The organism is Pseudarthrobacter sp. 01T43 (assembly GCF_056398665.1).
This window is the reverse complement of record NZ_JBFTPV010000029.1, coordinates 1-22,191: the sequence shown is the minus strand read 5'-3', so window position 1 is coordinate 22,191 and position 22,191 is coordinate 1. Positions and strand designations below refer to the sequence as shown.

22 protein-coding genes are annotated in these 22,191 nt (G+C 64.2%); 10 read left to right on the top strand and 12 right to left on the bottom strand.

Annotated features, from left to right (window positions below):
* Positions 1 to 27: 27 nt before the first annotated feature.
* Genes AC1DIM_RS18150 through AC1DIM_RS18140 form a run of 3 tightly spaced genes read right to left on the bottom strand, consistent with a single transcriptional unit; the run spans position 28 to position 3,161 of the window.
* Positions 28 to 933: a carbohydrate ABC transporter permease gene (locus tag AC1DIM_RS18150; protein WP_477711898.1), complete on the bottom strand. Its 906-nt coding sequence runs from the start codon at positions 931 to 933 to the stop codon at positions 28 to 30.
* Positions 933 to 1,835 (bottom strand): carbohydrate ABC transporter permease, encoded by a 903-nt coding sequence (locus AC1DIM_RS18145; protein WP_477711897.1) that lies wholly within the window; start codon positions 1,833 to 1,835, stop codon positions 933 to 935. The genes AC1DIM_RS18150 and AC1DIM_RS18145 overlap by 1 nt, the downstream gene beginning before the upstream one ends.
* Positions 1,836 to 1,841: 6 nt before the next feature.
* Positions 1,842 to 3,161 (bottom strand): extracellular solute-binding protein, encoded by a 1,320-nt coding sequence (locus AC1DIM_RS18140; protein ID WP_477711896.1) that lies wholly within the window; start codon positions 3,159 to 3,161, stop codon positions 1,842 to 1,844.
* Between the two features lie 297 nt (positions 3,162 to 3,458).
* On the opposite strand from AC1DIM_RS18140, the gene AC1DIM_RS18135 reads away from it, so the two are divergent.
* Together AC1DIM_RS18135 and AC1DIM_RS18130 are read left to right on the top strand one after the other, a co-directional pair.
* Entirely contained in the window at positions 3,459 to 4,502 is a 1,044-nt protein-coding gene (locus tag AC1DIM_RS18135; RefSeq protein ID WP_477711895.1) for a LacI family DNA-binding transcriptional regulator, read from the top strand.
* Between the two features lie 36 nt (positions 4,503 to 4,538).
* Positions 4,539 to 5,450 carry an aldose-1-epimerase gene (locus AC1DIM_RS18130; RefSeq protein WP_477711894.1) on the top strand — a complete coding sequence of 304 codons (912 nt, stop codon included), beginning with the start codon at positions 4,539 to 4,541 and terminating at the stop codon, positions 5,448 to 5,450.
* Here AC1DIM_RS18130 and AC1DIM_RS18125 read toward each other — a convergent pair.
* Together AC1DIM_RS18125 and AC1DIM_RS18120 are read right to left on the bottom strand one after the other, a co-directional pair.
* Positions 5,386 to 6,741, bottom strand: a complete 1,356-nt coding sequence (locus tag AC1DIM_RS18125) for an ROK family protein (RefSeq protein ID WP_477711893.1) — start codon at positions 6,739 to 6,741, stop codon at positions 5,386 to 5,388. The two genes, AC1DIM_RS18130 and AC1DIM_RS18125, sit on opposite strands and share 65 nt — an antisense overlap.
* Positions 6,741 to 8,021, bottom strand: coding sequence for an FAD-binding protein (locus AC1DIM_RS18120; protein WP_477711892.1), 1,281 nt, complete (start codon positions 8,019 to 8,021; stop codon positions 6,741 to 6,743). The genes AC1DIM_RS18125 and AC1DIM_RS18120 overlap by 1 nt, the downstream gene beginning before the upstream one ends.
* A gap of 226 nt (positions 8,022 to 8,247) precedes the next feature.
* Here AC1DIM_RS18120 and xylA point away from each other — a divergent pair, with 226 nt between their 5' ends.
* The 3 genes from xylA to AC1DIM_RS18105 all read left to right on the top strand — a co-directional run bounded on the left by xylA (position 8,248) and on the right by AC1DIM_RS18105 (position 13,161).
* Complete coding sequence (gene xylA, locus AC1DIM_RS18115; RefSeq protein WP_477711891.1) at positions 8,248 to 9,438, top strand: xylose isomerase; 1,191 nt, start codon at positions 8,248 to 8,250, stop codon at positions 9,436 to 9,438.
* A 19-nt stretch (positions 9,439 to 9,457) separates the two neighbouring features.
* The gene (locus AC1DIM_RS18110) at positions 9,458 to 10,978 is read left to right on the top strand and encodes a xylulokinase (RefSeq protein WP_477711890.1); all 1,521 of its coding nucleotides are present in this window, start codon (positions 9,458 to 9,460) and stop codon (positions 10,976 to 10,978) included.
* 200 nt (positions 10,979 to 11,178) lie between these two features.
* On the top strand, positions 11,179 to 13,161 hold the full coding sequence (locus AC1DIM_RS18105) for an ATP-binding protein (protein WP_477711889.1): 1,983 nt from the start codon (positions 11,179 to 11,181) through the stop codon (positions 13,159 to 13,161).
* 25 nt (positions 13,162 to 13,186) lie between these two features.
* On the opposite strand, the gene AC1DIM_RS18100 is transcribed toward AC1DIM_RS18105, so the two are convergent.
* The gene (locus AC1DIM_RS18100; RefSeq protein ID WP_477711888.1) at positions 13,187 to 13,801 is read right to left on the bottom strand and encodes a TetR/AcrR family transcriptional regulator; all 615 of its coding nucleotides are present in this window, start codon (positions 13,799 to 13,801) and stop codon (positions 13,187 to 13,189) included.
* 67 nt (positions 13,802 to 13,868) lie between these two features.
* Here AC1DIM_RS18100 and AC1DIM_RS18095 point away from each other — a divergent pair, with 67 nt between their 5' ends.
* From AC1DIM_RS18095 to AC1DIM_RS18085, 3 genes are all read left to right on the top strand, one after another.
* Positions 13,869 to 14,648 carry an SDR family NAD(P)-dependent oxidoreductase gene (locus tag AC1DIM_RS18095; RefSeq protein ID WP_477711887.1) on the top strand — a complete coding sequence of 260 codons (780 nt, stop codon included), beginning with the start codon at positions 13,869 to 13,871 and terminating at the stop codon, positions 14,646 to 14,648.
* A gap of 162 nt (positions 14,649 to 14,810) precedes the next feature.
* Positions 14,811 to 15,116, top strand: coding sequence for a hypothetical protein (locus AC1DIM_RS18090; protein ID WP_477711886.1), 306 nt, complete (start codon positions 14,811 to 14,813; stop codon positions 15,114 to 15,116).
* Positions 15,117 to 15,190: 74 nt separating this feature from the next.
* Positions 15,191 to 15,904: a GOLPH3/VPS74 family protein gene (locus tag AC1DIM_RS18085; protein WP_477711885.1), complete on the top strand. Its 714-nt coding sequence runs from the start codon at positions 15,191 to 15,193 to the stop codon at positions 15,902 to 15,904.
* Positions 15,905 to 16,036: 132 nt separating this feature from the next.
* Here the strand turns inward: AC1DIM_RS18085 and AC1DIM_RS18080 are convergent, their stop codons facing one another.
* Together AC1DIM_RS18080 and AC1DIM_RS18075 are read right to left on the bottom strand one after the other, a co-directional pair.
* Positions 16,037 to 17,128: a type I restriction endonuclease gene (locus AC1DIM_RS18080; protein WP_477711884.1), complete on the bottom strand. Its 1,092-nt coding sequence runs from the start codon at positions 17,126 to 17,128 to the stop codon at positions 16,037 to 16,039.
* 376 nt (positions 17,129 to 17,504) lie between these two features.
* The gene (locus AC1DIM_RS18075; protein WP_477711883.1) at positions 17,505 to 17,714 is read right to left on the bottom strand and encodes a hypothetical protein; all 210 of its coding nucleotides are present in this window, start codon (positions 17,712 to 17,714) and stop codon (positions 17,505 to 17,507) included.
* 412 nt (positions 17,715 to 18,126) lie between these two features.
* Between AC1DIM_RS18075 and AC1DIM_RS18070 the strand changes: the two genes are divergently transcribed.
* Complete coding sequence (locus AC1DIM_RS18070) at positions 18,127 to 18,471, top strand: DUF3846 domain-containing protein (protein ID WP_477711882.1); 345 nt, start codon at positions 18,127 to 18,129, stop codon at positions 18,469 to 18,471.
* Here the strand turns inward: AC1DIM_RS18070 and AC1DIM_RS18065 are convergent, their stop codons facing one another.
* Together AC1DIM_RS18065 and AC1DIM_RS18060 are read right to left on the bottom strand one after the other, a co-directional pair.
* A complete protein-coding gene (locus AC1DIM_RS18065) occupies positions 18,472 to 19,485 on the bottom strand; it encodes a DMT family transporter (protein ID WP_477711881.1) in 1,014 nt (337 codons plus the stop codon).
* Entirely contained in the window at positions 19,482 to 20,084 is a 603-nt protein-coding gene (locus tag AC1DIM_RS18060; RefSeq protein ID WP_477711880.1) for a TetR/AcrR family transcriptional regulator, read from the bottom strand. Before AC1DIM_RS18060 ends, AC1DIM_RS18065 begins: the two co-directional genes overlap by 4 nt.
* 141 nt (positions 20,085 to 20,225) lie before the next feature.
* Here AC1DIM_RS18060 and AC1DIM_RS18055 point away from each other — a divergent pair, with 141 nt between their 5' ends.
* On the top strand, positions 20,226 to 20,543 hold the full coding sequence (locus tag AC1DIM_RS18055) for a hypothetical protein (protein WP_477711879.1): 318 nt from the start codon (positions 20,226 to 20,228) through the stop codon (positions 20,541 to 20,543).
* Positions 20,544 to 20,609: 66 nt separating this feature from the next.
* On the opposite strand, the gene AC1DIM_RS18050 is transcribed toward AC1DIM_RS18055, so the two are convergent.
* Both AC1DIM_RS18050 and AC1DIM_RS18045 read right to left on the bottom strand, forming a co-directional pair.
* Complete coding sequence (locus AC1DIM_RS18050) at positions 20,610 to 21,512, bottom strand: IS982 family transposase (RefSeq protein WP_477711878.1); 903 nt, start codon at positions 21,510 to 21,512, stop codon at positions 20,610 to 20,612.
* A gap of 81 nt (positions 21,513 to 21,593) precedes the next feature.
* The gene (locus AC1DIM_RS18045) at positions 21,594 to 22,190 is read right to left on the bottom strand and encodes a DUF3618 domain-containing protein (protein ID WP_477711877.1); all 597 of its coding nucleotides are present in this window, start codon (positions 22,188 to 22,190) and stop codon (positions 21,594 to 21,596) included.
* Position 22,191 lies beyond the last annotated feature (1 nt).

Below are 22,191 nucleotides of genomic sequence, written 5' to 3'. Positions count from 1 at the left end.
GGAAGTCCTTTCGTGGAGATCCTGGTGTTACTTGCTGAAACCGGCGGTCAGGCCGCTGAGCAACTGCCGGCGGGCCACGACGTAAACCACCAGGAGGGGGAGGGTTGCCAGGACCACGGACGCGAGAATGGCCGGGATGTTTACGCTGAACTCTCCCTGGAACGTCCAGAGCGAGAGCGGCAGGACCCTGGTTGCGGGGCTTTGGGTCAGGATCAGCGGGAAGAGGAACCCGTTCCACACGTGCAGGGCGTTGTAGATGCCCACGGTGATGACGGCCGGCTTGGTCATGGGGAGGGCAAGGCGCCACATCATGGCCCAGTCCGAGCAGCCATCCAGCCGCATCGACTCAAACAGTTCGTTGGGGACGTCCCGCATGAAATTGGACAGGATGAGGACACTGACCGGGATGGCAAAGGCCACGGACGGCAGGATCAGCGCCAGCAAGGTGTCATACATGTGGGCCTTGGTGATCATCCAGTAAATGGGAATGATGGTGGCGTGCAGCGGGATCGCGAGGCCAAGGAGGAAGAGGTTGTTCGTCAGGCTGAGGAACCGGCTCTTGCCCCGGACGATCGCGTAGGCGGCCATGAAGGACACCAGCAGGGCAGGGAGCACCGTGCCGAGGGTGACGATAAGGCTGTTGGTGAAGTACCGGACGAAGTCGTTGTCCAGCACCAGCTGGTAGTTGTCCAACGTTGGCTCCGCAGCCGGAAGCATCGGGTTGGAGGTAAAGAACCCGGCCTGGTTCTTGAAGCTGGTAATCACCACGTAGTAGATCGGGATGATGATGACCGCGAGCCAGAGCCAGCCGCCCAGTCCGCCGAGAAGGTTTGGACGCTGCCGTCCGGGGCCCTTGGTGCGGGGCGCCGGTGGTGCGGCGATGCTGCCCCTGGTCGGGGACGGGGGGATCGGGAGTTGTGTCGTGGACGCCATCAGGCACCTTCCAATTGGCTCGCGTTGCGGTTCTTGCCGCCCAGTCGCTGCAGCAGGAGCGCCAGTCCCAGGCCGATGACGACGAGCATGACGCCGAGGGCGCTCGCAGCACCCATGTCATTGGCTTTGAAACCTGTCAGGTACATGTGCAGCGGAAGCAGCCGGGTGCTGTAACCGGGTCCGCCGCCGGTGAGCACGAAGATGAGGTCGAAATAGGCCAGGCTGCCCACCACCATCAGCGTGGAAGACGTGATGATGGTGTACTTCAGCTGGGGCAGCGTGATGTTCCAGAACTGGCGGAATCGTCCTGCGCCGTCGATTTCGGCTGCCTCGTAGAGCGACGTGGGGATCTGGCGTACGCCGCCTTGGTAGATCAGGGTGTGGAACGGGACAAACTGCCACGCGATCACGAAGACCACCACGAACAGGACCAAGTCGGAATTACCGAGCCAGTCCTGGGCCAGGATGGGCAGGTTGAACCCGGGGCCCAGGCCGAAGTTGGGGTCAAGCAGGGCCTTGAAGGCGATGGCGACTGCTGCAGACGAGAGCAGCAGCGGCAGGAAATAGAGGACTGCGAGGGCCGCGCGATATTTCTGTCCGCCGGCCGTGAAGACGCCCAGCAGCAAGCTGACCGGTGCCTGGACAATGAACGAGAAGAACATGATCTTTGCTGTCACCACCAGCGCATTGCCCGTCACCGGATCCGTCAGGACCGTGGTCCAGCTGGACAGGCCTTCCAGCTTGATCTCATTCAGTCCGTTCCAGCTCGTGAAACTGAGGAAAACGACGCCGATCAGCGGGATAACAGCAAATGCGAGGAAGAAGATCAGGGCCGGGGCCGCGAGCCACCCCGAGGGGCCCGCATCGCGGACCCCCCGGTGAGAAGAACCAAGAGCCGTCATGGTCTCTTACTTTCCGATCGTGGCGTTCATGGTGCTGGCGAACTGCTCCGGGCTGATCTTCTTCAGGAAGATCTGGTCCAGGTTAGACAGCATGGCGTCGCCCTGCGCCGGGCTGAGGGCCTGGTCCCAGGAGAGCGTGAAGCTGGGGGCATTCTTGGCCATTCCGTAGACGAAGGTCAGGAAGTCCTTGTCCGGCGAGGCTGCGAGCTTGCTTTCAATGCCCTGCACCACAGGCACGGCGCCCGAGCTGATCAAAGCGTCAGTGTTCGCGTCGGTGAACATGCCGTCCTTGACGTAGTCCAGGGCCGCCTTCTTCTGGGCATCAGTGGCCTTGGCCGAGATGGACCAGAAGTTGGACGGGTTGCCGACGACGTTGGCGGGGTCCCCCTTGCCGCCGGCAACGGTTGGGAAGGTGGTGAAGCCCAGCTTGCCGCTCTTGACGAAGTCCGCGGCATCCTTCTTCATGCCTTGGTAGATCCAGCCGCCCTGCAGAATCATGGCTGCCTTGCCGGTGTACATCAGGGCCTGGTCGGCGTTGCTGTCAGCGGCAACGGACGAGAAACCGTTGATGAACCCGCCGGCGTCCACCAGTTCCTGGATCTTGGTCAGTGCCTGGGTCACGGCAGGATCGGACCATGCTCCGGGCTTGTTGGCGGCGATGTTTGCGAAGACCTCCGGGCCGCCGATGCGCTCAACGAGGTACTCAAGCCACATCAGGTCCGGCCACTTTGACTGGCCGCCGAGCGAGAAGGGGGCAATTCCCGCTTCCTTGAATTTCGGTACGAGGGCCATCAGTTCGTCCCAGGTCTTCGGGGGCTGGGCGCCCACCTTGTCGAATACTTCTTTGTTGAAGTAGAGGACCACCGGCTGGACGTTGTTGTTTGGCAGTGCGTAGGTCTTGCCATCCACCTCGCCGTTCTTCAGCACTGAGGGGAGGTAGCGGTCCTTGACCTTCGGGTTGTCCTTCAGGAAGTTGGTCATGTCGTCTACCTGGCCGGCGTCGACATACGACTTCAGGACTCCGCCGCCCCAGCCATAAATGAAGGTGGGGCCTTGGCCGGCACCGACGGCGGTCCGGACMTTGGTTTTGTAAGCGTCGTTGGCGAAGAAGTCGAGCTTGATCGATTTGTCCGGATTCGCTTGGTTCCAGTCATCCACAGACTTCTGCAGGACGGGCTGGTTGCCGCCGGTGAGACCCCACATGGCGGCCGAGTCACTGCTGACGTTTGAACCGGCAGGACCCGCAGAACCGCAGGCGGCCAGGCTGATTGCCATTCCTGCGGCGGAAATTGCCAAGGCTGCCGAGCGCAACTTTCGAATTTTCATTTCGCTTCCGTTCATCTTCCGGGCTCAACGCTGGGTCCCGGTAACGTGTGAAGTGGACTTTCGCTGTCTGCTTCGAGGCGGAATGCCCACATCACTCTGGTCTGGGGTCGCACTACAGTCCTTTCGAAATATTTCGAAAACTTGCGACCGGTGAGGTAAATCTAGCGGTGAGCCGGATCACAGTCAAGGGCTGCATCTTCTTTCTTATGCATGCAGTTGCTCAGCTTCTATTGACCGGAGGTGGGATGAGCGGCAAGATAAGACCTACGAAATATTTCGAAAGAACGGAACTATCCCTTGGCTACAAGCGCTCGGCCCGAAAAAACTACCCTGGCTGCCGTCGCCCTCCAGGCTGGGGTGTCTGCGCCGACAGTTTCGAAGGTGGTCAACGGGCGTGAAGATGTAGCGCCGGAAACCCGGGCCCGCATTCTGGTCGCCTTGGAGCAGGCGGGGTATCAGTCGCCTGTGCAGCGACGGTCCGCTGCCAAGGCCAGCACGGTGGTTGAGGTGGTCATCGACGTGCTCGACTCTGCTTATACCGTTGAGGTCCTCAGCGGGATACTTCAGCTGGCTGCAGCTGACGATGTGGAAATTCTGGTGAGCGTCACCGGACCGCCGGCCTCAAAGGGGCACAGCCCCGAGCGTCGGGCCCAGCGCATCATAGACGAGGGCAGGGCCGGGATGATCGTGGTGACCTCCGCCTTCAGTGAGGCGCAACTGCATGCGTTCCGCCGCCGCCATATTCCCGTCGTTGTGATCGACCCGCTCAATCCGCCGCCAGCTGACGTGGTCAGCGTAGGAGCAACGAACTGGGCCGGCGGCAAGGCCGCCACAGAACATCTGCTGGGCTTAGGCCACCGGCGCATCGCCTACATCGGCGGCATAGAGAAGGCCGAATGCAACCAGGCGCGGCTGCACGGCTATATGGCCGCCCTGACGGCACAAGGCTTACAGGTGGATCCCCAGTACATCTTTTCCGGCGGCAGGTTCCGCCGGGAGAGCGGAGTCGCGGGGCTTAAGGCACTGCTGAGGCTTGATCAGCGGCCTACGGCCGTTTTCGCCGGAAGCGACAGCATCGCACTGGGTGTGCTCGCTGAAGCAGGCCGCCACGGAGTGAGGATCCCCGATGACATCAGCCTCATTGGCTTCGACGGAACCATCCAAGGCGAGCAGTCCATCCCGGCGATAACGTCCGTGGCCCAGCCGCTGGAGGAGATGGGGCGCGCAGCGTTGCGGTCACTGCTCCGCCAGGCCCGCGGGGAGGTCCTGGACGCCTACCGCGTCGAACTGGCCACCCACGTAGTCGTCCGTGACTCCACAGCCGCCCCCGCGGGGGCTTAATAACGCTGGGAAGCACTTTCTTGAAAGGAACGCGCCATGTCACCCATCGTCACGCCCAACCGAAGCCTGATCACCCTCGAGGCGGGGGACTACAAGGCCACCGTCGCCACCGTAGGAGCAGGCCTGGTGAGCCTGTCCTTTCAAGGCCAGGACATCGTACTGCCCTTCCCCGCGGACGAACTGCCGCCCGCCTACGCGGGAAAGGTCCTCATGCCTTGGCCGAATCGGGTGACCGGCGGCGCCTACATCTTCGCCGGCCAACGCTACGAGCTTCCGGTGAACGAGGCGGCTACCTGCAGTGCGCTGCACGGGCTTGCGCTCTGGGTTGAATGGCACGTGGAGCAGCGCTCAGACGCTGAACTGGTGCTGACCCACCTGCTCCATGGGGAACCCGGCTATCCGTTCCAGCTCGCGCTCTCTGCGCGCTACGCGCTGGACGCAGGCACGGGGCTGCACATCGAACTTGGTGCGGCCAACTGCGGGACGGCAGCCGCCCCCTACGGCTGCGGCTCCCACCCCTACATCACCGTGGGCGGCGGGAACATCTCCAACTGTGAACTGAGCTTCAGGGCCGGCAAAGTGCTCCTGACAGATGAAAATCTCCAGCCCACTGACCTCCTCGAAACCTCGGATACGGACTTCGATTTCTCCGAGCCCCGGGTGTTGGCTGCCCAGTCGCTCGATCACGCCTTCACGGCCCTCCCTCAGGGGAAATGGAACGTCATGCTGCGCAACCCCGCCCTGAAGCTTGCGGCAGTGCTGGAAGCCAGCGGAACAGAGGCGCCCTGGGTTCAGCTCTATTCCGGAGAGCTGCGTGGCCGGAACGGGCTGGCGGTTGAACCCATGACCTGCCCGCCTGACGCGTTTAACTCCGGCCAGGACCTTATTGCCCTGGAATCCGGCCAGTCCCATTCCCTTGCCTTCCGCATCCACGCTGTGGAGGGATAGCGCTACTCATTAGGGGGGTGTGATTGGCCGGATATGGGAGGGTGCCGACGCTGGCGGGGTTGGCCAGAAACTGCGTGAAGGCCAGTTCGGCCGCTCCGAGCATCATCAGGTCCGTGCCCAGTTCTGCCCGATAGATACGCACTTGGCTGGCTGGCCCGTCCAGGGCCTGGGACAGCAGTTGGTTCTCCAGCGCTCCGGGGGAGAGGGAGTGCAGGATGCCCAGGAACCCGTCGAGCACGATCGCTTCGGGGTTAAAAATGTTGACCGCGTTGCGCAAGGCTATTCCGAGGTAGTCGAGCTGGCGCGCCACTTCTTCAGCCACTCCGGCGTTGCTGCTTTTTCTGAGGGCCTCTTCCAGCTGGGCTGCGTCTCCGCCGGAAAGCCCGGCAAGGTCGAAGAGCCGGGACTGGGAGACCTCGGTTTCAAGGCATCCGGTGGCGCCGCAGTGGCAGGTGCCCCCGGCTGTCCGGACGAAGGAGTGGCCGAGCTCTCCCGCGTAACCTGAGGTGCCGCGCAGCAGCACGCCGTTGCAGATCACGCCGCCGCCGATGCCGCTCGCGCCGCCGTTGAGGTAGATAAGGTTCTCGGTGCCGGCGCCGGCACCGAAGATCAGCTCAGCCTCTGCCGCCATGGAGGCGTCATTGGCGGCTTGGCAGGGGTAGCCGGTTGCTTCGCTGAGCATGCTGGCGACGGGCTCGTTACGCCAGCCCAGATGTGGGGCGTGCCGAACGACGCCGTCAGCACGGTTGACCAGCCCGGGCACGGCCATGCCGACCCCCGTTATCCGGTAAGACGCCTCAAGCTCGGTGCGCATGCCCTCGATGACGGCCGCGGCGATGTTAACGGCCTCCCTGGCTGTAGGAATCCGATCCGTGGCAAAGCGGACCTTCTTTTGGACTTTGCCGCCAAGGCTCACGAGTCCGATGGTCACGGCGTCGATCTCGGGGTTGACGGCGAGTGCGGCCGTGGATGGGCTCGGGTGCACATCGGGGCTGGGCCTGCCCACTTGGGCTCCGCCGGAGGGCGGCGTCTCGTAGACGAGCCCTAAGGCGCCCAGTTGGCCGATCAGGGTTCCCACTGTTGATCGGTTGAGCCCGGTCAGCCGGGTCAGTTGCGCCCGGCTGAGGACGCCGTGGTGGTGGACAAGGGATGTGATCAAGGCCAGGTTGTTCCGCCTCGAAGGGTCCGGCTCGCCGGCCGGCAGCGCCTGCGCCTGCGCCTGCGCCTGCGCCTGCGCCGAAGCGGTGGAAAGCGTTGATCCGGGGGACGAACGGGTTTGGGACGTGATCATCAGGATGACTGGCCGTTCCCGAAGATAGTGCGGTTGAGGAAATCGTTGCGGAACTTGCCGGCGGGATCCAGGCCGTCCGCCAGGGCAATGAAGTCGTCCATGCGCGGGTACAGCGGCCTGATGGCGGCGGCTTGGGAGTTGAACAGCTTCCCCCAGTGGGGCCTGGCTGCGAAGGGGGCGAGCTCGGCTTCGAGCAGGGAAAGCACGGCCTGGACGGCGGGCTGGTCCTGGCGCCAGGTGAAATGCAGGCCGATGCCGTCCCGGCCGTAGTTCGGGCTCAGCCAGAGCTGGTCTGCCGCGACTGTGCGGATTTCACCGACGAGCAGCAGCGGGGTAACGATGTGGGAGAGCTTCCTCATGGTTCGGATGGCGTCCGTGGCATGCTCGCGCGGGATCAGGTATTCACTTTGCAGTTCATCGCCCTTGCTCGGGGTGAACTCCATGCGGAAGTGGGCCAGCCTGTCCGACCAGGGCCCCGGAATGCCGAGCTGCTGTGTGCAGTTGCTGCCGGATACGCCGGGAAGTGGATGCCTTGCCTGCGTGGCGGGGACTGCACCGAAGAAGCCGGGTGAGCGTCCGCCAGGCCGCAGATCGCCGGCGCGGCTCTTAAGCCAGGCCTGTTGCGCCGTCGTCCCGCTCCAGTCGGTGAACAGACTCACGCTGTATGCGGAACCCGTTACCTCATCAAAGTCCTCCAGGACCTGATCCCAGTCGAGGCCCTCATGGACCGTTTGGCTGACCTCGAACGTGGGTTCAATCTTCAGGGTGAGGCGGGTGACGATGCCCAGGGCCCCCAGTCCCACCACCATGCCCTCGAAGTTTTCATCCCCTTCGCGCGCGGCGAAGATGTTGCCGTCAGCGGTGACCATCTCCAGTCCTGCGACAGCGGTGGCCAGGTTGCCGTTGGCATCGCCCGAGCCATGCGTCGCCGTCGCCACCGCTCCGGCAACCGAAATATGGGGCAGGGAAGCCAGATTATGCAGCGCAAAACCGCGCCGGTTAAGTTCAGCTGCCAGGGTCCCGTACCGCGTCCCCGCACCGACGGTCACCGCCATGTTCAGCGGGTCCACGGTAATGTCTTCGGCCATACGGTCCAGGACCGCCAACGTTCCCCTGGTGTCCGCGATGTCGTTGAACGAATGGCGGGATCCCAGCGCCCGGACGCGGTCTGCGCGCAGGATCAGCTCCTGCAGCTCTTGCAGGCTGGCCGGATGGGCAATGACGGGAGCCCGGTAAGTGTGGTTGCCGGCCCAGTTACGTTCGGTCACTAGCTGCTGCATCGGGGGCTCTCGTCCTTCGGGTCTGGCTTCATGGCGCGATTTGGTGTGATGCCAAACATAACAGGGCGATGGCTTGAATGCTACGAAAAGTCCGTAACGCAAGTTGGAAATAAGTGCTTGACATCACAGGAAGAACGAATATGTTTGTTATCGAAACATATTCGTTCGGGACGCCCTGAGGCGTTCTTCCCCCCACGTAGCAGCCACCTAGCATCGGAGCATTTCAATGACGATTCAGCCCACGCGTGAAGATAAATTTTCCTTCGGCCTCTGGACCGTGGGTTGGGAGGCCCAGGACCAGTTCGGGTCCGCCACCCGGCCGCCGCTGGACACGGTCGAAGCCGTCAACCGGCTTAGCGACCTCGGTGCCTACGGCCTGACCTTCCACGATAACGATCTGTTCCCCTTCGGGTGCTCGGCCGGCGAGCGGCAGCGGGAAATCGACCGTCTCACGGGGGCCCTCAAAGCCACCGGAATGGTTGTTCCGATGGTCACCACCAACCTGTTCAGCCACCCTGTCTTCAAGGACGGAGGCTTTACCAGCAACGACCGCGGTGTGCGCCGCTTCGCGCTGCGCAAGGTCCTGGAAAACATCGACCTGGCAGCCGAGCTGGGTGCGGAGACGTTTGTGATGTGGGGCGGCCGCGAAGGCAGCGAGTACGACGCCGCCAAGGACATCCGCGGCGCGCTCGAACGCTACCGCGAGGCCGTGAATCTGCTCGGCGACTATGTCACCGACAAGGGATACAACATCCGCTTCGCCATCGAGCCGAAGCCGAACGAACCCCGCGGCGACATCCTCCTTCCTACCCTGGGCCACGCCCTGGCGTTCATCGAGACGCTGGAACGGCCGGAGCTCGTGGGCATCAACCCGGAAACCGGCCATGAGCAGATGGCGGGGCTGAACTTCACCCACGGCATCGCCCAGGCCCTGTACCAGGGCAAGCTGTTCCACATCGACCTCAACGGCCAGCGCAGCATCAAATTCGACCAGGACCTGGTCTTCGGCCACGGCGACCTGCAGAATGCCTTCTCGCTCGTGGACCTCCTGGAAAACGGCGGCCCCGACGGCGGCCCGGCCTATCACGGACCGCGCCACTTCGACTACAAGCCCAGCCGCACCGAAGACATCAACGGCGTATGGGACTCCGCCGCGGCAAACATGCAGACTTACCTGCTGCTGAAGGAGCGGGCCAAGGCCTTCCGCGCGGATCCGGAGGTGCAGGCGGCCCTTGAGGCGTCCCGGGTTTCCGAGATCAACCAGCCCACGCTCAACCCGGGCGAAGGGTACGAGCAGCTGCTCGCGGACAAGTCCGCTTACGAAGAGTTCGACGCCGATGCCTACTTCGGTGGCAAAGGCTTTGGTTTTGTGAAGCTCCAGCAGCTCTTCATCGAGCACCTGCTCGGGGCCCGCTAATACCGTGATGGATGTTCCCGTGAACCTCGTTGCCGGGGTGGATTCCTCAACCCAAAGCTGCAAGGTCCTCATCGCCGACGCCGAAACCGGCGCCCCCGTCCGCGAGGGACGTGCCGGGCACCCTGACGGCACCGAGGTCCATCCGGACCATTGGTGGCGGGCTTTGGCGGAGGCCGTTGACGACGCCGGCGGCCTGGGCGACGTCAGTGCGATCTCCATCGCGGGCCAGCAGCACGGAATGGTGCTGCTGGACCGGGACGGCATTGTTCTGCGCCCGGCGCTGTTGTGGAACGACACCAGGTCCGCCGCAGCCGCGGCCCAGCTGATCGCCGAGGTAGGCGAAAAGGAGTACGCCCTGCGGACAGGCCTGGTGCCTGTGGCCTCCTTTACAGCCACGAAGGTCAGGTGGGTCCGGGACCACGAGCCGGAGATTGCGGCGCAGGTTGCCGCCGTGGCGCTGCCGCATGATTGGCTGACGTGGCGTCTGCGCGGCTTTGGTCCTGCAGCATCCAGCCCCTTGGGCCCAGATCTTGAGGAGCTGACCACCGACCGGTCCGATGCCAGCGGCACGGGCTATTGGAGCCCGGAATCCGGCGCCTATGACCTGGAACTGTTCAAGCTGGCCTTCGGACGGGAAGCCCGTGAAGCCGGGAGTCCTGACGGGCCTGGCAGCATCATTGTCCTGCCGCGGGTCCTGGGCCCCGGTGCTACGGCCGGGCAGGTTCATCCAGCTTGCTTCGCCGTGAACGGCGGGAGCGCGTCCGCGGCCGGCCCCGGTGCCGGTTCCGCAGGCGGCAGCATCCGGGTTGGCGTCGGAGCCGGCGACAACGCGGGAGCCGCGCTCGGCCTGGACATCGGCCCCGGAGATATCGTGGTCTCGGTGGGAACCAGCGGCACTGTCTTTGCGGTCACGGCCGATCCCTGCATGGACGCCACCGGCACCGTTGCGGGGTTCGCCGACGCGAGCGGGGGCTACCTCCCCATTGCAGTGACGCTGAACGCGGCCAGGGTCCTCAGCTCCATGGCCGGTTTGCTGGACGTCGATTTCGACGGCCTGGCCCGGTTGGCGCTGGACGCGGAGCCCGGCGCGGGGGGAGTGGTGCTGGTGCCCTATTTCGAGGGTGAACGTACGCCCAACCTGCCGGAGGCGAAAGCAAGCCTGCATGGCCTCAGCATCGCATCCACCACCCGCAGCAACATCGCCCGGGCAGCTGTCGAAGGCATGCTGTGCGGACTGTCCGGGGGTATGAACGCGCTGCGTGAACTGGGAGTGCCAGCACGTCGCCTGCTGCTGATCGGCGGTGCGGTGCAGAACCCGGCTGTGCAGAAGATTGCGGCGCAGGTCTTTGACCTTCCCGTGGTGATCCCCAGCCCCGGCGAGTACGTCGCGCGGGGGGCGGCCGTGCAGGCGGCCTGGACCCTCACCGGTGAGCGGCCCCAGTGGCCCGTTGCAATGAACAGCACGCCAAAGCCGGACTTCCAGCCGCTCATCGGCGTGAACTACAAGAACGCGGGCGGCCTCCTTGACTCCGGTGTCTGAGGCTCGGGCGTTGTCGGTAAACCGTGCGCGCCGGGACCATGGTCATTGACGGCCCCATGCCGACCGGCCACCATAAGTTATGAGTGAGTCCGGAGCTGATACGGCAGGGGCCCCTCTTAACGACGGAGGTGTCGGGGAGATCGGCGTTTCCGAGGCCCCCTGAGTACTACTTTCGCGGCTAAGGGAGCGAGGGAATCACCATGACGGTTGCTGAAATCCAAGTGGACCAGCGCGTGATCGGGATCGACTCGCGTCGCTTCGCGTCGGTGGAGAAAGCGCTGGTGGAGCTGATCACGAACAGCGATGACAGCTACGTCCGGCTGGAAAAAACAGGCGCGGCAGTGACCGGCGGGATCCGCGTCGGCTACGAACGCCACCTCGCCGGGGCAGTGCTGACGGTCAGCGACCAGGCAGAGGGCATGTCGTTCGAACAGGCCGGGCGCATCCTCAGCTACGGCGGCGCGCACAGCCCGCTCTCCCGCGGCGAGGGTACCGGCCGCGGGTACTTTGGCCGCGGACTCAAGCAGGCCATCTTCGGCCTGGGCCACGGCTGGATCGAAACCATCCTGAACGGCCGGTTCACCCGCATCGACGTTTTCCGCGGCGAGAACGGCGGCTACCTGTACGACGACGACGGCACGGACCGCCGTGCGTTCCCTGCGGACTACGCCCGGCTCGGGATTCCCGCGGATAGGGCACCGGACGCCGCACGGGACGGCACCCAAAACGCAGCCGGGCAGGGCACCCGGGTGACGATCGTCGTCGACAATCCGCATGTCACCATTACCCAGCACGCCACCTTGCTGCAGTCGCTCTCGGACAACATCTACCTGCGGGATGTGCTGGGCCGGCGCGACGTGGAGCTGGTGCACGGACGCCCCGGCGCCGACGATTACGGCAGTGACAGCATCCGCTTTCAAGAGCCCCCGGCCACCGTGCTCGTCGGCCCCGACCAGCCCGGCAGCTTCAGCGTTGCCGGCGAGGAGTATCCGTTCACGGTCACGCTCAAGCGGGCCCAGGGTGTGGAGCTGACGCTTAGGGGAGACGAACGGACCGCCGGCCTGCTGGTCGAATCGGGCATGGCCGTGCTTGACTGCCAGCTGTTCGAGTATGAGAACCAGGTGGGCACTGAATACCTTTTCGGCACCGTGCGGTGTCCTGCGCTGACAGACATGCTGGGCCGCGGCAAGGCAATCATCAGCGACGAGCGGGAGGGCCTGAATCTCAAGGACCCCTTCGCCGCGGCATTCTCCCGGGCCGTCAGCCAGATGATCGCCGGTCCCGTGCAGGCCGAGAAGGAGACGCTCACGCACCTGGAACGCGCCACCACCTCCGGGCGCACAGCCGAGATGATCGAGCACCTGTTGCAGCACATGAGCGAGGCGGCCGTCGTCGACCTGGGGCTGGAGACGGCGCCGGCGCTCCTGAACAGGGACGGCACGACGGCGGCCGAGGACTTACCCGCGGCCCTGCGGTTCACGACGCCCTTCTACTACCGCCCGCCCGGGCATCCGTTCCATATCGCGCTGCTGCTGGATCCAGGTCAATTGCCCGACGGCGGGACGCTCACCTTCGAAATGGGCCTGCCCGGCTCGATGCGGATTGAACCCGCTCCTTCCCCCGTCCCCATAAATGCCCTGGGGGAGACGCGGCGGCTTGAGTGGACCGTGACCGGCGGACAGTCTGACGACCGGGGCGAGATCACCGTCCGGGCCGGCGACTACTGGGCGCTCTGCGAAATCGTCATCGCTGAGCACGCCTCCCGCCGCAGCGCCGACCAACCGCCGCACCACGCCACCGCCGCCACTGAGGCGACGCAGACCGCGGCACACCGCGAGGTCCACCGCGCGAGCCGGGACCACGGCGTCGACCTCTTCACCGGCTACGACTTCCGTAATCTGCACAACAGCGCGGACCGTGCCGTTTACAGCGCGGGGGAGCGCATGGTCATCATCAACACCGCCGCGCCCACGGTCCAGTTGTACGTCGACGGCCGCGGCCGCTTCCGGGATTCCGCCCGCCTCCTGCTCGCAGAGCTGTTCCTGGACGTGATCTCCGACGAACTGGCCAGGCGCCGCGTGGAACAGCGTGGCCACGCCGCGGACCTCGAGGCCTTCCAAGCTGCCAAACGGGACATCATCCGCCGCTACGGCAGTGACATCCACCGCACGTTCCTGGGGTGAGGTGCCGCGGCACCCGGTCCGGGTCTCAGGGCGCCTGCAGCACGCCGACAGCGGCCACCAAATACGGCACCGGATCCAGATCGGTACCTGCGGCCCACCGCATCCAGGCCTCAAACGTCGCCCCGAGATACGCGGCACACAGGTACCCGGCAGCGTCCTCGCCAACTCCGGCCGCAACCAGATATGCCCGCGCCCGCTCGCGCTGCGGCGCCAGGGATTCGTAGCTTCGGCTGGACAGCTCGGGGTGTTCGGCAATCAGCCGCAGGCGCCCGCGCGTCACGGATAAATCCGGAATGGCAGCAACCCCCGCAACAGCCGCCGCGCGCAGCCCCGCCAGCACGCCGCCGTCGGACGCGCCACCAGCGCTCGCCGACTCGAGAACCCGGCCCGACGCCTCGATCACAGACTCCATCCCGCCCCAGATGAGCTCGGCCTTGCTGGAGAAGTACCGGTACAGGCTCTTGCGCCCGATTCCCGCCTCGCGCGCGATGTCCTCCATGGAGGTCTGCTCGTAGCCGCGCTCGGCGAACAGCCGGAACGCGATGGCGGCCACGGCGTCGGGATCAATCGTCGCCGGACGCCCTGCGGGCCGCGGAACGTCGGTCGGCCCGGTCTCCAAAGGCATTCCGGCAGTATTCACCCTTACATAATGACACAGCGTGTCATAAGGTGGACGCATCACCGTCAGCAACGTCTGGAAGGACATCATGGGCAACGAAGTGTCATGGCAGGAAGTCACCACCGGCGGCCGGTTTGCGGGCAAGACAGTCATTGTCACCGGCGCCGGCTCGGGCATTGGTCAGGCCACCGCCTTGCGCGTCGCCAAGGAAGGCGGCCGCGTCATCGCCGCGGACATCAGCAAGGAACGCCTCGACGCCCTCGTGGAAGAGAACGCCGGCTTGGACCTCATCCCGGTGGCCGGCGACATTTCCACCGAAGAGGCGGTGGCCGCCGTTGTCGCCGCCGCCAGCGGTCGCGTGGACGCCTTGGCGAACGTCGCCGGCATCATGGACAAGTTCGCACCGATTCACGACGTGGACGATGACACGTGGGACCGGGTCTTCCGGATCAACGTCACCGCCCTCATGCGCCTCACCCGCGCCGTGGTGCCGCTGATGCTCGACGCCGGCACGGGCTCCGTGGTCAACGTCGCCTCCGAGGCCGGCCTGCGCGGTTCCGCCGCCGGCGCCGCCTACACCGCGTCAAAGCACGCCGTGGTTGGCCTGACCAAGAACTCGGCCGTGATGTACGGGCCCAAGGGCCTGCGCTTCAACGCAGTGGCTCCGGGCGCCACGATCACCAACATTGTTGCCGATTGGGGATCGCAGCTGGCCGCCGAACGCCTCGGCCCGCTGATGCAGGCCAACATCCCCGCGCCAGCCACCGCCGCTCAGCTCGAAGCATCGATCACCTTCCTGCTCAGCGACGACGGCACCAACGTCAACGGCGCCATTCTCGCGTCCGACGGCGGCTGGTCGGCGCTGTAGGGACGGCGCACCAAAACAAGGTGATCTGCTTCCATCTTCCGGGTGGAGGGGCCGGGAACATAGGCCGGACGGACAACGCAGCGCGGCCGCCCTTCGGCCCTACCGGGATGACGCTGGAAGGTCTATCTTTGGCCTGACACAGCCCGAAGGAAAGGAACAACGATGTTCACCTTGCAGATCAGCTATCCGGTCCGGGACTACGAGGCTTTCAAGAAAGTATTCGACACCGATCCTGCAGGCCGCGCCGCCTCGGGCGCCAGGTCTGTCCGCCTGTTCCGGGATACGGAGGACCAGAACAACGTGGCCGTCCTCCTTGACTTCGACACCAAGGATGCTGCGAACGCCTTTCTGGAACGGCTCCGCAGCGACGTGTGGGACAAGCCGGAGGTCATAGGGCAGCTGATGACGGCTGCTCCCACAGCCAGGCTCCTGGAGGAGACGGCCCGCGAAGGCCAGGGCGCGGGCTGACCGCTGAGCATCCGGTGCTCACGGCCGCCTAAATTCTCATTGTGGTGGCTGCCCAACTGCGCCACCATGATCCTATGGATGCTGAAACACCTCGCGCGGCGGAGCTGAATCTTCCCCAGGCCTTCCTGCTTTTGGCCACAAACGACAAAGTCGGCAAACCTGAAGTGCCGGTGTTTGCGCTCAGAACCACGGTGGCTGGCGCAATATTGGCAGAGCTGGACCTGCTCGGTGCGATTGAGCTGCAGGGAAAGCACGTCAGGGTCACCGGCGCTGCCCCAACAACGGACTTCCAGCACGAGCTGGACCTCATCCGGGACAAATCCCGGCCCCACACCCCCAAGACGTGGGTCTCCATGCTGGAGGGCCGTGCCGAAGTGCATCGCGTCTATGAGGGGCTGGTGTCACTGGGCATCGTGGAGCATGTCGGGGAAAAACACCTCAGTCGGTTCCGGGCCGTGCGATACCCCGAGAAGGACCACGCCCCGGAGGCGGCGCTCCTGGAAAAGATCCGCGCCGCACTCAGCGGTGCACCGTCGGATCTCGAGGCCCCTGATACTACGGAGACTGATGCCGGGGCCGCCACTGCCACGCCTGGTTCCAGGGCGCCCGAGCCCAGGACCATAGTGCTGATCGCCCTGCTGCAGGCGGCCGGACAGCTCGGCAAGCTCTTCCCCGAAGCGGATCTGACCCGGCCGGATGAGTTGGCCAAAGACTACTGGCCGTCCCGCGCGGTGGAGGACGAACTTCGCATGATCAGGCTGGCGGAGCAAGAAGCCGCGACTTTGTAAAGCTGCCTGAGATCGCTGCGCGCGGGACACAGGGGGGCAGCACCAAACGCAGGGGCACGACGGCGGGAAGCGCCGCCGTCGTGCCACACCCCCGTGTTCAGGGCAGTTTGTCGAGGTGTCCTGCTGGCGCATTCACAGGTAGCTCTTGACGCTTGCGCGCAGGGCTTCGGTGTGTTCGTAGATTTCTTCCAGCGAACTGATCGGGACTCGAGTCTCTTCCTTGTTGTCATCGAATATTCCGAGGTACTTCTGGGTGCGGTTGAAATGCAGCCGTGCGATGGGTTTGCGGTTGTTGTCGTCCAGCAGCACCGCAAAATACGACTTGGCATCTCGCTGCGCAACGCGGGCTGGCTTGACCTCACTGCAGACAATGGCCCTGATTATCTGGTAGCCCTCGATTTCCTCCAATGTTGTTTCCAGGCCATCCGCCTCGGCCAGATCGGCCTCTGCAACTGGTGCGCTGGTGACGCTGGCAGCCACGGTTGAATCGTCATTCTGCGGAAAACCCGGGGCTCCGAGGGCCTTCTTCAGACGTTCATTAACTTGGTCGTTGAGGAACTGCTTTGACGCCTTTGTTACAAGGGCGGTGAACTGTTCCCTGACCTTTTGGGTGTAGGGGCCCTGATACACCCGACGCGTCAAGAACTTGATCCATTCATCCTCGGGCTCCTTGAATTGCGCAGCCAGGGTCCTTTTGAGTTCCCCGATGTATTTCAATTCACCCGCGGCACTGATGATCGAGTCGAGGTCAAAGACGTCTTTGGACAGTTTCTGCAGTTCCGGAATGAGGGACTCATCGATGTCACTCAAATCGAGCACAAGGAACGGCTTGGCATCCATGCGGTTTGGCGCGTCGAGGTCAGTGAAGAACTGGTACACCTCTCCGTTGGTGAGGATTGCGATCCTGGCGTTGGTGACGGCAAAGTACCGAAACAGTTGGGACGCATGCTCGATCTTGACTGGCTCCGTGGACTTTTTGCACTCGATCAAGATCTGTACTTCGCCATCCTTGACGATCGCGTAGTCGATCTTTTCGCCTTTCTTGAGCCCCACGTCCGCTATGAACTCCGGGACGACTTCCAGGGGATTGAAGACGTCGTACCCGAGGATTGTGGAAATGAAGGGCATTACGAAGGCATTCTTTGTCGCTTCTTCCGTTTGGATCACATCTGGCTGCTGGCGCACCTTTGCTGCAATCGCTGAAAGCTTTTCTGCAAACTCCATTAGTCCCCCTTGAAAAATGTTGGTGCTGCTAACCGTAGCGCAGGGAATGGCATATTGATCTGGGGCGCCCGTCCGGATCTCTCGGTCGCGGAATATTTTTAGGGGCCGATGACTCGCGGCATAATACGAGCTCCGGTCCGAGGCTCACATTCGCCGAGTTCAAATGCCGACCGACGCAACCGGGCCTGCAAGGGGGGCGCGTCTAAGGGCCCGATAGATTCGTCTGCGTGGGGGACAACAACAGCACATCCGGCGAAAGTAACGTGCCGAAGCCTGCCCGGTTCCCAGCTGCCGTACTGCCCATAGTGGGTCTCGTGGCGGTGGTGGTGGGTGGCCTCGTCGCGTGGAGCAACGCCAACGCCCCCTTCTGGTTTGCCTATTCGCCGCTGAGCAACCAGCCCTTCGCGGGGAACGGCGTGGCCTTCGTGAGCCAGGGGACGCAGATCGGTTCGGCGGTCGGCAGGTTTCTCCAGTTGGACTTCGTTGGGCGGAAGTTTTGCATTTTCTGCCCAGCGGAAAATTGCCGGAACATTTCCCATTCGGCGGTTGTGCGGGAAATGAGAAATTCCGTGATGGTGGCCACCAAGCGCCGACGGGAACGCCGGTAGAAACCCCGTGCCGGGCCAGCCTGGACACTGCTGGAGGCCCTCCTGGCACTCCTGCGGGCTTTTTTCGGAAACTGGCATAAAAAATATAAGTGTGTATGGTATCGGGTAGATACACAGCATAGAAAGGTGTGATTCCACATGTCAGGAAAATCGCCCAAGAGTGGCAGCTCCAAAAAAGCGGGAAAGTCAATTCTCGAAAAGCGAGCCGAAAAACGAGCTAAAACTGAAACTAGCGAAATTCAGTTCATAAAGCCGCGCAAAAACCAGCGCTGATATACCGCGGGCAGCCGACTGCGCGACTCCTAGACCCACTCGGCTGCCCGCCACCCACTTCTCGCTGCCACTTGAGGCCGCAACTGAGATCAACGTTTCAGTCACAAGGACATGACCATGAAGACCACCTTTAATGCCCTGATCGTCCCTGCCCACCTCACGCAACCGGTGCGCATCGAAACCGTGGACACGGACATGGAAGCACTGCAGAAGCTGGTTGCAGGAAACATCGAGTCCATCACCAGCAGAGACTGGCACGTTTACTTGAACGACGAGGGAAGCCGCCTGCCCCAGAACGTGCGGGCCGAAGTACTCGCCCGCGAAGCGGGAATCGCCCTGGACGACACCCTCAACGGGACGGCGGTGTTCCTCGGCCATGGGATCCGGGGACACGAATCAGACGCCCCCGGCCACCTGATCCGGCTCGCCGAGCAGCTGTTCGACGCGCCGCTGGCGGCCTGATCACTCCGGCGTAGCCGCCCGGGCCGCCACAGACTCGGGCCGGGGCTGGGAGGAGGCGCCGCCGTCGGGCATCACTTCACTCCCGGCCGCCGGCTTCCGGAACCGCGGCGCCGGAAGCGTCAGAACGAACAGACTGGCTGCGATCATCGCGGCGCCAAGCCAGCCCAGCGCAGGTAGGCGTTCTCCTACCACTACCACAGCGAGGACGGCCGCCACCACTGTCTCCGAAAGGGACAGGGTGGTGGCCGTGCTGGCGCGGACTCGGGCCAGGCCCCAGCCGAACAGGACGTAGCCGGCGAACATGGGGACGAGCGCCATGTATGCACCCACCGCCACGTTCTGCCAGGACCCGATGAGAGGCGCCCCGGTGGCCGCCAGTACCGGCATGAGCAACAGGCCGCCGGCTCCGAAGACCGCGCCCATCACTGCCCGTGATGGCACGCCTGTGTTAATGACACGGTGCGCCGCCCACGAATATAGGGCGTACGTCAGTCCGGCCACAAGCCCCAGCGCGATGCCTGCGGGAGTGGACCATCCCGGCGCCGCGGCCACGGCGGAATCTGCGCTGCCGGCGTCGGCGATGCATAGGAGTGCCGCGCCAATCATGCCCAGTACGGCGCCGCCAACCCAGCGGCGGGTGAAGGGCTTCTTGTCCACAAAGCGCTCGATGATTGCTGATGCCAGGGGCGCCGACCCGATGGATATCACCGTCCCCACGGCGACCCCGGCTAAGTGCATGGACGAGTAGAAGGCGAGCGGGTATGCAGCGACGGCCAGCGCACCCAGGGCCACCGTTCGCCACCGGCTCCGCAGGCTGGGGCCGTAGGCCTTCATGGGCCGCGCCGCAATCGCCGCCTGGAGAAGGCCGCCGAAGCCCATGGCCACCGCACCGATCGCCAGCGGGCTCACGTCCGGCGCAAAAGTGGCGGCCGTCCCGGTGGTTCCCCACAGGACAGACGCGGCGAGCACAAACAGCGCGCCCCTGGTGGCGCCGTGGAAATCCGTCGTCTTCACAGGGCGCCGATCAGCGTGGTCGCGATCCCGCGGGCTTCCAGGACGCAGCGATCATCACCTTCCAGGCCGGCGCGGATCATGGAACCTTCGAGCAGGAAGGCCAGATGCCGGGCGAGGGGAACGGCCTGCCCCGCCGGCGCCGGCAGTTCAGCCAGGTGCTCGGCCAGGAATGCCTCCACCTGCTCCTTGTGCCGCCGGACCACCACGCGCCCGGGGTCACCGGCGGGTAATTCAGCGGCAGCGTTCAGCAGGCCGCAGCCGCGGAAGCCGTGCTCGTATGCGAGGCCGGCGTGGTCAGCGTAGGCGTCAAATACGGCCAGCACGCGGTCCTTCGCAGTCGTTGCATTATCCAGCCTCGCCCGGTACAGCCCAAGCCATTCCTCATGCCGGGCGTACAGGTAGGCCGTCACCAGGTCGGCCTTCGATGCGAAGTTGTTGTACAGGCTCTTCTTGGCCACGCCGGCCTCGGCTGTGATGGTGTCGATGCCTGTCCCGGTCAGGCCATAGGCGTAGAACCGCCTGGCCGCCGCCTCGAGCAGCGCCTCCCGTGCTGGCCTTCGGGAGGGTCGGGTTGCCGCTACGCCTTGCTTCGCCGTCATGGCCGGTCCTCACTCACGGGAATGTAGGTAGACCAGTCTACCTACATTGGCGCGAAAAATGTTCGACGGCGGCCTCCCTCAGTCTTGCTCCCCGCGTGAGACTGCCTTCCCGGCGCTGGAATACAGTGGGACGATTTCTGTATGAGCGAAGATTACGTTGACAGCATTCAGGACCATGGCCCGCACCAGCACGCGCACGTGGCGCCGACGACGCAGCAAATGCGGACAGTGGGTCAACGCCGCCGCGACGCGGAGGAAAAGCTTGAGCACCATCTGCAGGAAGCCCGCCACAAGGACGACCCGCATCCTGACGAGGATTCCGAGTCCGGGGCTGGTTCGGTAGGGAGTGAAGACGTCGCAGCCAGCCAGCACGATGACTCACTGTCCGCAGCTGACCGTGACCACCTGATCGCCAACCCGGTGGTCACTGAGGGTGGGGCAACCCCGGACGACAAATGAGCCAGGGCCGCCCTTCCAGTGGAAGGACGGCCCCGAACGGCTCTAGATGATTAAGTCCTATTGGATTTAGTGGTCGTAGGCGATCAGGGAGCGTTTGCGGGGCGCGTCGGTGAGCCAGTTGTGCCAGATGCCGGCTGCAAGGGCGAGTAGCCTGGCTCCGACCCGGGCGTAGACGCCGTCCACGGTGCGTCCGCCGTGGTTTTCGAGGGTGAGTTGGCCTTTGAGGGTGTCGAAGACTGACTCGATCCATTGCCTGATGCCGCCGAGTTTGCCGAAGCGTGGCTTTTCGTCCTTACGGTCGGGTCTGATGAGGTGGGCGCCGAGATCGTCGGTGATGAACCGTTCGAAGTCATTGCCGGCGAAGCCTTTGTCGCCCAGGATGACCTGGCCGGCGCGGACCAAGTGGTGGTCCTTTTCCAGCAGGGCCTGGGTGACTTCACGTTCCCCGACTTTCGGGTTCGCCAGGCCCCAGATGACCGGCATCCCTTCCGGGGTGCTGATCAGGTACAGGCGGAAGCCCCAGAAGTAGCGGGAATGCGAAGCGCAGTAGCCGTAGCCGGCATGCCCGGCAAGATCGGAGCGTTTGACGGTTTCCCGTGACATTCCGCAGGGCAGCGGGGTGGAATCGACCAGCCGGAGCACGTCGTGCCAGGACGGAGTGTCCTTGGCCAGGGCCGTGATGGTCGCGGAGATCAGCGTCCCGGCGGCCCGGAGCCGTTTGTTATAGCCGGACTGCTGCGGGATCCCGGGGAACATCCCGGTCAGGTGTGTCCGGGCGTAACGGATCCACCTGGTTTCCGAAGAGTAACCGAGCAGTTGCTGCGCTACCACCAGGCAGAGCAGCTCGGCATCCGAGAGCCCGGGCTTACGCCCGGGCCGCCGGTCCCGTGACACGCCAAGATCAGGCAGGACACGGTCGGTGAGAAGGACATAGAGTGTGGTCAGGAGAGTGTTTAGTTCGGGGTTCACATACCGGGTTTAACACTCTCCGCCTTACTTTAAAAGGAACCCCACCGGTCCAGGTAATAGGACTTACTCATCTAGTTGAGCTCAGGTGTTGTGGATGTTGTCCTTGGCGTCGGTGGCGCGGTCTTTGACGTCGGCTGCTGCTACCTGGCCTTCGGCTTTGACGTTTTGGGTGGCGTCGGTGGCGGCTGCTTGGACGTTGTCCATGGCTTCGCGGGCTGGTTCCTTGAGGCCTTGGGCCATGTCTTTGGCGGCTTCGGTCAGCTCGGTGGTCATGGGCTCGGCCGCGGTTTTGAGGGCGTCGGCTGCTTCGCGTTCTTTTTCTGTGGCGGGGATCAGGGCGGAGAGCAGCATTCCGGCGCCGAATGCGATCAGGCCTGCGGCCAGGGGGTTGCCCTGGGTTTTGGTTTTGACCTGGTGCGGGGCGTCGCCGATCGCGGCGCCGGCGTCGTGCAGGGCGTTCCCGGCGTGGTCGGTGCGGGTGTGGGCGCGGGTGGTGAGGTCATCTGTTGTGCCCATGACTTTCTCCTTCACTCCGAACACCGCATCCCGGACTTTGTCGGTTTGGCGGTGGACGATGTTGGACGGGGTGACTTTGTCTGCCACGGCGTCAACGTTGGTGCCCAGGCGGGCGCGGGTTGCTTCAATGTCTGAACGGATTGCGTCCGGGTTGTCGCTCATT

Excerpts from the sequence above, each read along its gene's own strand:
- AC1DIM_RS18150 (WP_477711898.1), bottom strand. The coding sequence starts at position 933 with ATGGCGTCCACGACACAACTCCCGATCCCCCCGTCCCCGACCAGGGGC.
- AC1DIM_RS18145 (WP_477711897.1), bottom strand. The coding sequence starts at position 1,835 with ATGACGGCTCTTGGTTCTTCTCACCGGGGGGTCCGCGATGCGGGCCCC.
- AC1DIM_RS18130 (WP_477711894.1), top strand. The coding sequence starts at position 4,539 with ATGTCACCCATCGTCACGCCCAACCGAAGCCTGATCACCCTCGAGGCG.
- AC1DIM_RS18125 (WP_477711893.1), bottom strand. The coding sequence starts at position 6,741 with ATGATCACGTCCCAAACCCGTTCGTCCCCCGGATCAACGCTTTCCACC.
- AC1DIM_RS18120 (WP_477711892.1), bottom strand. The coding sequence starts at position 8,021 with ATGCAGCAGCTAGTGACCGAACGTAACTGGGCCGGCAACCACACTTAC.
- xylA (WP_477711891.1), top strand. The coding sequence starts at position 8,248 with ATGACGATTCAGCCCACGCGTGAAGATAAATTTTCCTTCGGCCTCTGG.
- AC1DIM_RS18105 (WP_477711889.1), top strand. The coding sequence starts at position 11,179 with ATGACGGTTGCTGAAATCCAAGTGGACCAGCGCGTGATCGGGATCGAC.
- AC1DIM_RS18095 (WP_477711887.1), top strand. The coding sequence starts at position 13,869 with ATGGGCAACGAAGTGTCATGGCAGGAAGTCACCACCGGCGGCCGGTTT.
- AC1DIM_RS18090 (WP_477711886.1), top strand. The coding sequence starts at position 14,811 with ATGTTCACCTTGCAGATCAGCTATCCGGTCCGGGACTACGAGGCTTTC.
- AC1DIM_RS18085 (WP_477711885.1), top strand. The coding sequence starts at position 15,191 with ATGGATGCTGAAACACCTCGCGCGGCGGAGCTGAATCTTCCCCAGGCC.
- AC1DIM_RS18080 (WP_477711884.1), bottom strand. The coding sequence starts at position 17,128 with ATGGAGTTTGCAGAAAAGCTTTCAGCGATTGCAGCAAAGGTGCGCCAG.
- AC1DIM_RS18070 (WP_477711882.1), top strand. The coding sequence starts at position 18,127 with ATGAAGACCACCTTTAATGCCCTGATCGTCCCTGCCCACCTCACGCAA.
- AC1DIM_RS18060 (WP_477711880.1), bottom strand. The coding sequence starts at position 20,084 with ATGACGGCGAAGCAAGGCGTAGCGGCAACCCGACCCTCCCGAAGGCCA.
- AC1DIM_RS18055 (WP_477711879.1), top strand. The coding sequence starts at position 20,226 with ATGAGCGAAGATTACGTTGACAGCATTCAGGACCATGGCCCGCACCAG.
- AC1DIM_RS18045 (WP_477711877.1), bottom strand. The coding sequence starts at position 22,190 with ATGAGCGACAACCCGGACGCAATCCGTTCAGACATTGAAGCAACCCGC.